General features: G+C 56.1%; 8 protein-coding genes. 5 read left to right on the top strand and 3 right to left on the bottom strand.

Annotated elements, in window-relative coordinates:
• Nucleotides 1–128 precede the first annotated feature (128 nt).
• Nucleotides 129–365, bottom strand: a complete 237-nt coding sequence (locus IQ273_RS09905) for a hypothetical protein (protein ID WP_194023003.1) — start codon at nucleotides 363–365, stop codon at nucleotides 129–131.
• 80 nt (nucleotides 366–445) lie between these two features.
• Between IQ273_RS09905 and IQ273_RS09900 the strand changes: the two genes are divergently transcribed.
• Nucleotides 446–1,030, top strand: coding sequence for a Uma2 family endonuclease (locus tag IQ273_RS09900; protein WP_313898065.1), 585 nt, complete (start codon nucleotides 446–448; stop codon nucleotides 1,028–1,030).
• A 38-nt stretch (nucleotides 1,031–1,068) separates the two neighbouring features.
• Here the strand turns inward: IQ273_RS09900 and IQ273_RS09895 are convergent, their stop codons facing one another.
• Nucleotides 1,069–2,433 carry a mechanosensitive ion channel family protein gene (locus IQ273_RS09895; RefSeq protein WP_194023002.1) on the bottom strand — a complete coding sequence of 455 codons (1,365 nt, stop codon included), beginning with the start codon at nucleotides 2,431–2,433 and terminating at the stop codon, nucleotides 1,069–1,071.
• A 288-nt stretch (nucleotides 2,434–2,721) separates the two neighbouring features.
• Here IQ273_RS09895 and IQ273_RS09890 point away from each other — a divergent pair, with 288 nt between their 5' ends.
• The 3 genes from IQ273_RS09890 (at nucleotide 2,722) to IQ273_RS09880 (ending at nucleotide 4,976) form a co-directional block, all read left to right on the top strand.
• Nucleotides 2,722–3,450: a TspO/MBR family protein gene (locus IQ273_RS09890; RefSeq protein WP_194023001.1), complete on the top strand. Its 729-nt coding sequence runs from the start codon at nucleotides 2,722–2,724 to the stop codon at nucleotides 3,448–3,450.
• A 97-nt stretch (nucleotides 3,451–3,547) separates the two neighbouring features.
• Complete coding sequence (gene tgt / locus IQ273_RS09885) at nucleotides 3,548–4,720, top strand: tRNA guanosine(34) transglycosylase Tgt (protein ID WP_228052704.1); 1,173 nt, start codon at nucleotides 3,548–3,550, stop codon at nucleotides 4,718–4,720.
• Nucleotides 4,721–4,838: 118 nt separating this feature from the next.
• Nucleotides 4,839–4,976 carry a photosystem II reaction center protein K gene (locus IQ273_RS09880; RefSeq protein ID WP_017299971.1) on the top strand — a complete coding sequence of 46 codons (138 nt, stop codon included), beginning with the start codon at nucleotides 4,839–4,841 and terminating at the stop codon, nucleotides 4,974–4,976.
• Nucleotides 4,977–5,045: 69 nt separating this feature from the next.
• On the opposite strand, the gene IQ273_RS09875 is transcribed toward IQ273_RS09880, so the two are convergent.
• A complete protein-coding gene (locus IQ273_RS09875; protein ID WP_194022999.1) occupies nucleotides 5,046–5,972 on the bottom strand; it encodes a toll/interleukin-1 receptor domain-containing protein in 927 nt (308 codons plus the stop codon).
• Nucleotides 5,973–6,095: 123 nt separating this feature from the next.
• Here IQ273_RS09875 and IQ273_RS09870 point away from each other — a divergent pair, with 123 nt between their 5' ends.
• Nucleotides 6,096–7,208 (top strand): hypothetical protein, encoded by a 1,113-nt coding sequence (locus IQ273_RS09870; RefSeq protein WP_194022998.1) that lies wholly within the window; start codon nucleotides 6,096–6,098, stop codon nucleotides 7,206–7,208.
• Nucleotides 7,209–7,259: the final 51 nt, after the last annotated feature.

Genomic DNA, 7,259 nt, shown 5'->3' with positions numbered 1-7,259 from the left:
TTGACTCAATTGGTCTTGCAGTTGACGATACAAGAGGGGTGTTTCCATGAGACTGGCCTTGAGTTGGGGAATTCAAGCCTCTCATGAAATGCCCCTTCCCATCTACCCTGTCTCATTTGGGACTCCTTTCACAACAACCCTTTCAGGACTTTTCTGCACCACCAAGTCAGGCGGGCATAGAACTCATGGGCTTCGGATGGCATAGTGATTTCTAGGGTGCCGCGATCGTAGGTAAGGCGTGCTCGGGTGCGTTCGTTGAGCAGCGATCGCATTTGGCAGTAGGCCACCCAGTCCATCCCGCGCAGGGCCACGCGGTTTTCACCAGGGGCAGCGAGCAGCGTATTTGTCGCAGAATGCTTCACCATAAGCCTTTTACCGTTATCCCTCAATTCTATGCTGCGATAATAGAATTACTCAGGCGCGTTCTGTTGGAGGCCAAGATACCGTGACCGTTGCCACCACTCTCATGAGCCTTGACGACTTTTTTGCTTACGACGATGGCACCGATGCCCGCTACGAGCTAGAAAATGGGGAACTTGTTGTTATGCCGCCAGAGAGCGATCGGAATCAGCGAATTGCGTCGATTCTCTTTGCTTACTTTTTGAAAGCTGGTATTGGGCCAGAGTGTTTACGGATGAAGACTGAGGTTACAGTGTTAGGGGCACGGGCCACGGTGCGGCTACCCGACCTGATGGTGTTGTCAGACGAACTGGCGATCGCCCTAGAAAACGCCCCCCGCTCTACCGTCACCATCGATATGCCGCCGCCCCGGCTGGTGGTGGAAGTGGTATCACCTGGAAAGAAAAATATTGATCGCGACTACCGCTACAAGCGATCGCAGTACGAAGCCCGTGGCATCGCCGAGTATTGGATTGTAGACCCCATTCTTCAGAAGGTTACGGTGCTGACGCTGGTAGAAGGACTCTATGAGGCCATGATCTTTGAAGGAGAGGCAGATATCACCTCGACCTTCCTGGCCGAGTTGGCTCTAGCAAAAAGGCTGACCGCAGCTCAATTGCTGAATCCTTGATTAAAATCCAACGCCAGCCCTCCTTTTAGGAAAGCAACTTAAGCCTCTTGCTTGCCTTCCCCCTCGGTGACGATCGCGCTGATGGTATCGATCGCCCCCTGGCGAAAACTCAGCGTATAGATCTCGGTAGGCATTTCGATACCAGCGGATTGCAGGCCCTCTTTAATGGCTTGAGATACCTCCGAAGTCACCTGCAAGAACGACTGACGGCGAGAATTAACCCAAAACCACACCTCCAGGTTAACGGTGCTAGCCGCCAGTTTTTGCACCAAAATCAGCGGCGGTGGCTCTGGTTCTACCCCCTTAACCGGCGTCACCGCCTTCATAATCACCTGCCGAGCGGCGCTGATGTCGGCATCGTAGTCGATACCTACCATCACGGCGCTGCGGCGCACGGGGGAGTCGGTATTGTTGACCACGCTGCTCTGAAACACCTGCTGATTGGGAATGTACACCAGCCGCCCGTCGTAGGTGCGCATGGTGGTAGCCCGCAGCTGAATTTGCACAACCGTGCCTTCAAAATTGCCAATGACGACCTGGTCGCTGATGCGAAAGGGCCGTGCGGCGAGCAAAATGACCCCCGAGATATAGTTGCTCAGCACGTCTTTGAGGCTAAAGCCGATCGCCACGCTGGTCAGCCCTAGGGTGCCGAGTAGGGTGGCAAAGTCGAGCCCTAGCACCCCCAGAGCGACCACGCTGCCCAACACCCAAACGCCGCCATAGCACAGCCGCCCAATCAAAATTTCGGTGCCGCGATCGCCCTCAGTTTGCTCGGCCCACAGCAGCCCTACCCGCCGCACGCCCTTAGCGATAATCCAAGTTAAGCCCACCAGCAGTATGGCCCCGACCAGCGACGGCAACAGAATAATAGTGTCATCCACTAGCTGGCGCGCTGTACCCTGTAACCGTTGCAGCACATCAATAGCTAAGTTGGGCTGATCTAGGACCTCGTTCAGGCGATCGGCCCACTGCTGCGCCAGTGCTTCAACGGTGGTGTCAAAATCAGTTGCATCCTGCTGGGTGACGGTCATCAGCACCCGGTTATTGACCGTTAGCACGGCGATCTGGCGATCGCTGTCGACCTGTACGGTGACGTTGTCTAGTGGCTGAGACTGGCTCAGCAGACCACCAATGCGGCGATTGATCGTTTGGGCTCGCTCACTTGCGCTCAGGTTCGCCAGGCTGCCCACTTGAAACACCGGCTGCCCCCGCACCAGCACATCGGCAAAAAATAGCCCATCATCGGCGCGATCGGCAGCATCGCTGGCGGCAGGTGAGGCTGGGGTGGCAGGTAGTTCAGGGCTAGCGGCTTCCTCCTGAGCGGGGGGTTCCTCAGGGCTAGCGCCCTCATCTTGAGCCTGTAGCCCAGCCCCAGGGAGCAAAAGAATGATGACCAACATCATCCCCCTCGCCCGCGATCGCCAAATTCGCTGAGAAATGCTAGCCTCCCGCTGGTGTAATCAGCCTTAGATAGGACGAATAAAGGTCTTTTCTCGGGTTATTTTAGGCCAGATGGGGCTAAAGCGGCGCGTGCCCGTGATGCTGCCCGTAACCAGTGGCCCCAGCGCGATCGCCAGTTTCGGCAAGTCTAGTTTCTTAACCGGTTAAGCCCTTAACAGCTTAGGATCAACATCGAGCCGGAACATCTTCCGAACGGTCCATCCCTTGTCTTACACCCTATCTTCAGCCCTATGAGCAATCCAAAATTTGTGAAAAGCGGCCTCAATACCGTGATGGGGGTCAAAGAAGCCACCCGCGACACTACCATCCAGACCGACTTAGACAATCCTCGGTGGGATAAATGGGCCACGCTGACTTATCTAGGAGCGACGATCGCCCAGGTGGCAGCGATGACCGGACTGCTGTGGGGCATGGATGTGGCCCTGGCCCGCTTCGATACCGCCGCGCTCCCCCAGGGGGCAATGGGTGCGATCGCCTGCGCGTTTTTTGCCTTTGTGACGCTGCGATCGCGCCTATTCTCCCTGCTCGACAATACTCGCAACAGTGGGCGCTACAAGTCGCTCCAGCGTCCGGGCTGGGCACCGCCGCCCCTGGCCTTTCCCATTGTGTGGATGAGCATTGCGGTGCTGCGGGTGGTTTCGGCCTATTTGGTGTGGTCGGCCCTGGGGCAAACGTTTCTGAGCTGGCCGCTGTTTCTCTATGTGGTTCACCTCAGCCTGGGCGACACCTGGAATACGATTTTTACCGTGGAAGGTCGCTTGGGTGCCGCCGTGCCGATGGTCATTATCGGGCCGCTGCTCTCGGTGGTGGTGGTCACGCTCAGCTATTACCAAACGCTACCGCTGGCAGGCTGGATTATTTTGCCGTCGCTGGTGTGGCTGGCGATCGCGACGGCACTCTGCATTAGCCTGTGGCGGCTGAATGGTCAGGAACCGTTATATCCAGTCGTATCGACCTGATAATTGTCGTTGTCGAACTCAGGTTTGATATGGCAATCCGAATAGGTTCATAAAGGTAGGACGTGGATTTCCCGGAGAAGGCAGAATGATATGATCGATGCCGCTTTCTTACCCCCGGTTCGCCCCCTTGACCCAGGCCTTTTCCTTTAGCTGCGATGCCCGCTGTAGCCACACCCAGGCGCGGGCCGGTACCTTCTCCACCCCCCACGGCCCGGTGCACACGCCCAGGTTTATGCCCGTGGGCACCCTGGCCAATGTCAAAACCGTGACCCCGGCTCAGCTCGCCACCACCGGGGCGCAGATGGTGCTCTCCAATACCTACCACTTGCACCTGCAGCCGGGCGAAGACATTGTCGCCGAGGCGGGCGGTCTACACCGTTTTATGGGCTGGGATGGCCCCATGCTGACCGATTCCGGCGGCTTCCAGGTGTTTAGCCTCAGCCAGATGCGCACCATCACCGAAGACGGCGTTACCTTCAAATCGCCCAAGGATGGCCGCATCATTAATATTCGCCCCGAAACCTCGATTCAAATTCAAAACGACCTCGGGGCCGATGTGATTATGGCCTTTGACGAATGCCCGCCCTACCCGTGCAGCCGCGAGGTCATTAAAGCCTCGACCGATCGCACCTGGCGCTGGCTATTGCGCTGTGTTGAGGCTCACCAGCGGCCTGACCAAGCGCTGTTTGGCATTGTACAGGGGGGCGTGTACCCAGACCTGCGCACCGAGGCAGCACAACAGCTGGCGACCTTAGATCTGCCGGGCTATGCGATCGGCGGCGTCAGCGTCGGCGAGCCGCCAGAGCTGATCGAAACTATCGTCAAGGCCACTGCTCCCTGCCTGCCCGAGCACAAACCCCGCTACCTGATGGGGGTGGGCACCTATAGGGAAATGGCCCAGGCGATCGCGGCTGGCGTAGACCTGTTCGACTGCGTCATTCCCACCCGGCTAGCCCGCCACGGAGCGGCCCTGGTCGATGGCGATCGCTGGAACCTGAAAAACCAGCGCTTTCGTCGCGACTACACCCCCCTTGACGCCACCTGCCCCTGCTACACCTGCCAAAACTTTACTCGCGCCTACCTCTGCCACCTGATTCACGCCAAGGAAATGCTGGCCTTTACCCTGATCTCGATCCACAACATTACTGAGCTGGTGCGCTTTACCCAGCGGATCCGAGAGGCGATTTTGGGCGATCGCTTCACCAAAGACTTTGCCCACTGGCTGGCCCCAAACTCGACTGCAACCGCGATCGACGCCCCCCACCCGTGATAAAATGCGAAGAAAATTTACCAATTCTCAGATTCCAGCCAGGGCGCTCAAGGGTTTGGCTTGATTGGCATCTGAAGGATGGTCTGTCCCGGCTGTGTAACGAGAGGATAATTATTCAATGGAAGTCGCAATGCTGCTGGCTAAGCTGCCCGAGGCCTACTCCCTGTTCGACCCCCTGGTAGACGTGCTGCCCATCATCCCCGTGTTTTTCCTGCTGCTGGCCTTTGTATGGCAAGCTTCCGTCGGCTTTAAATAAACGTTTCAGCCTCAGTTAACAAAACCCCAAAGCTACAAAAGCTTTGGGGTTTTGTTTTGGGGCTAACCCTCAGCGTTGCGCGGCCTGCTGAGGCAAATTCTGGTAGCGCTCTTCCCACTCCTTAATCATCTGGTACTCAATCTTGAGGGCCTTCCACCGGGGTAAGCTGAGATTGTGGTGCAGTCGCCTCAAATGGCTCATCGCTTGTCTATCTAGAGTGATTACTGGAACCTGCCCGCTAGACTGAAGCGCGGCGATTGCGCTGTGGCCGTGGTGGTCAACGAGCAGTCTCACAGCTGTCGTGTAGCGGTGATAGGGCTGCTGAGCTACCTCTCGAATGCGGTTGGTGGTCTCGCGAGAGAGCTGTAGATGTTGTCGCAAGGCCTCTAAGTAGATTTGACCGATGGCATCAATCTGACCATCGCTACTCTCTAAGCAGTAGCGCACCTCATGGCGGTACTGGTCTTGCAGCAGCAGCTCATTGTCTGAAAGACCGGCTAGGGTCTTTGGCAACTCTAGAGGGCCACCTGTAATCAAGCGATTGATCTCTCGCACCAATCGCGGTCTATCCTCATGAAACGCATCAGAGCTAACGCAAATACCGTTGAAGTAAGGCAGTTCTTGCAAGCTCTCGGGTAACATGTCTTCTCTGGGTATTACCACCCCGTCAATCAAGATGGGAACAACGCTGACATTTCTACAGGCAAGGGCCTCTTCCAACTCTATTCTGAACCAGTCACTGGACCGATTCAAGTCACCCCCGCTCAAACCAGTGGCCGTAATGCTCTTTAGCCACTCTGCGTCAATGATTGGCAGCACCACAGCACACTGGCTGATGCTGTCTCTAATAAACTTTCGAATATCCTCTCCCTTTGGAATATTTTTTTCATCTAAAAAAACAGCGTCTTTGCCGTAGGTTTCTTCTAGGTGCTCGTGAATTTTGCGAGTAATGGGTTGACTATCGCGACGACGATAGGAAAGAAAGATGATCGGCATACTTCACCCTTAAAGTGCTCCAGGCTGCCCCTATTAAAGATCAGGTTTGCAACTGTGGAGCCCCGATTCAATCAGCGCTGATATACTGAGCCAACGGTTGTCAGCACCATTGCCCCAGTAAAAATGGTCCACGATTTTGACTCAGCTAATAGTTTCCGGCTTTCGCTTACATCCCTAGAGAGCGAGCCCAATCCAAGGGGTATCCATGCTGATGTTCAAGCTCTGTCTAGCGCCATCACCCGGCTAAGCAGCTTAGAGCACACAGCCTTTGAATTTGTTCACCGCTCCCCGCGCCGTGCCCCTGGTCTCGGCACAGCTCCCGCCAATGGTGCTGAACCTAAGCTATATGTAGGACTACAGTTTGAGGCACCGCTAGATAAATTTAGGGTCGTGCTCAGGTGTGTGGGCAACTGGCTCGATCGCACCGCTGAGAAGTATAGCTTTGAAGTTAAAATTCCGTCTGCTGACGCGATCGCGCGACAATTCAACCCAGCAGACGTCAAAACGCCACCTGCCTACACCATTATACTCGCGACCAACCAGTCAAAAACCCTGGCTGAACTGCTGCCCCTGGGCGAAGCGCTGCTGCCGCCCCAGGAGCTTTATCTCACTAAAGCTGAAGACTATGTCAATACCTTTGGCGAACTAACTCCAGCCGCTAAGGCTAATTTACTGCTGATGCGCCATCGCATGGGGCTTTCTAGCGAAGAGACTAGCGACCTCAATGCCAGAGCAATGGGGCCGTTCAAGACTCTGGGCGAGAAGTACCAGCACTTTCGTCGAGAGCTGCTGGTGTGTAAGCAGGAGGGCGATCTCGATAGCGAGCTGTGGCAGGTTATGCAGGCCAAGGCCGACACCATGAGCCTACCCGAGGCCGATGCCCAGTTTCTTAAAGCCGAGCGCCTCAAAGCTCTGCGCCAGGAAGCCGACCGGGCGCGCCAGCAGGCCGAAGCCGAAGCCGAGGCCGAGCGCCAGCGATACCTTGAGCAACAGCGACGACTGGAACGCTACCGCCAAGCCTTCGAGGCCTTGATGATGGATGCGCTGGTGCCGATGAATGTTGCGCCAGATGTGGCCCAGTTTCGCCAGGCCATAATGGCGCAGCTTTCAGGGCCGGAGTTTAACCGGGGCCGCCTGATCCTAGCCCGAGGCTTTTACCATCTCAGCCCGCAGGAGACTGATGCTTTGGAGAAGCGCGTTTTAGATGAGCTGTATTTGCTATCTGGCTTACTATAAAGTTGCAAAGGGATGAACCGTTAGCTAAAGCCCGGTCTTGGGTGCGTCTGT

This window comes from Nodosilinea sp. LEGE 07298, assembly GCF_015207265.1.
Lineage (GTDB): Bacteria > Cyanobacteriota > Cyanobacteriia > Phormidesmidales > Phormidesmidaceae > Nodosilinea.
This window is presented reverse-complemented; position numbering and strand designations above follow the sequence as displayed.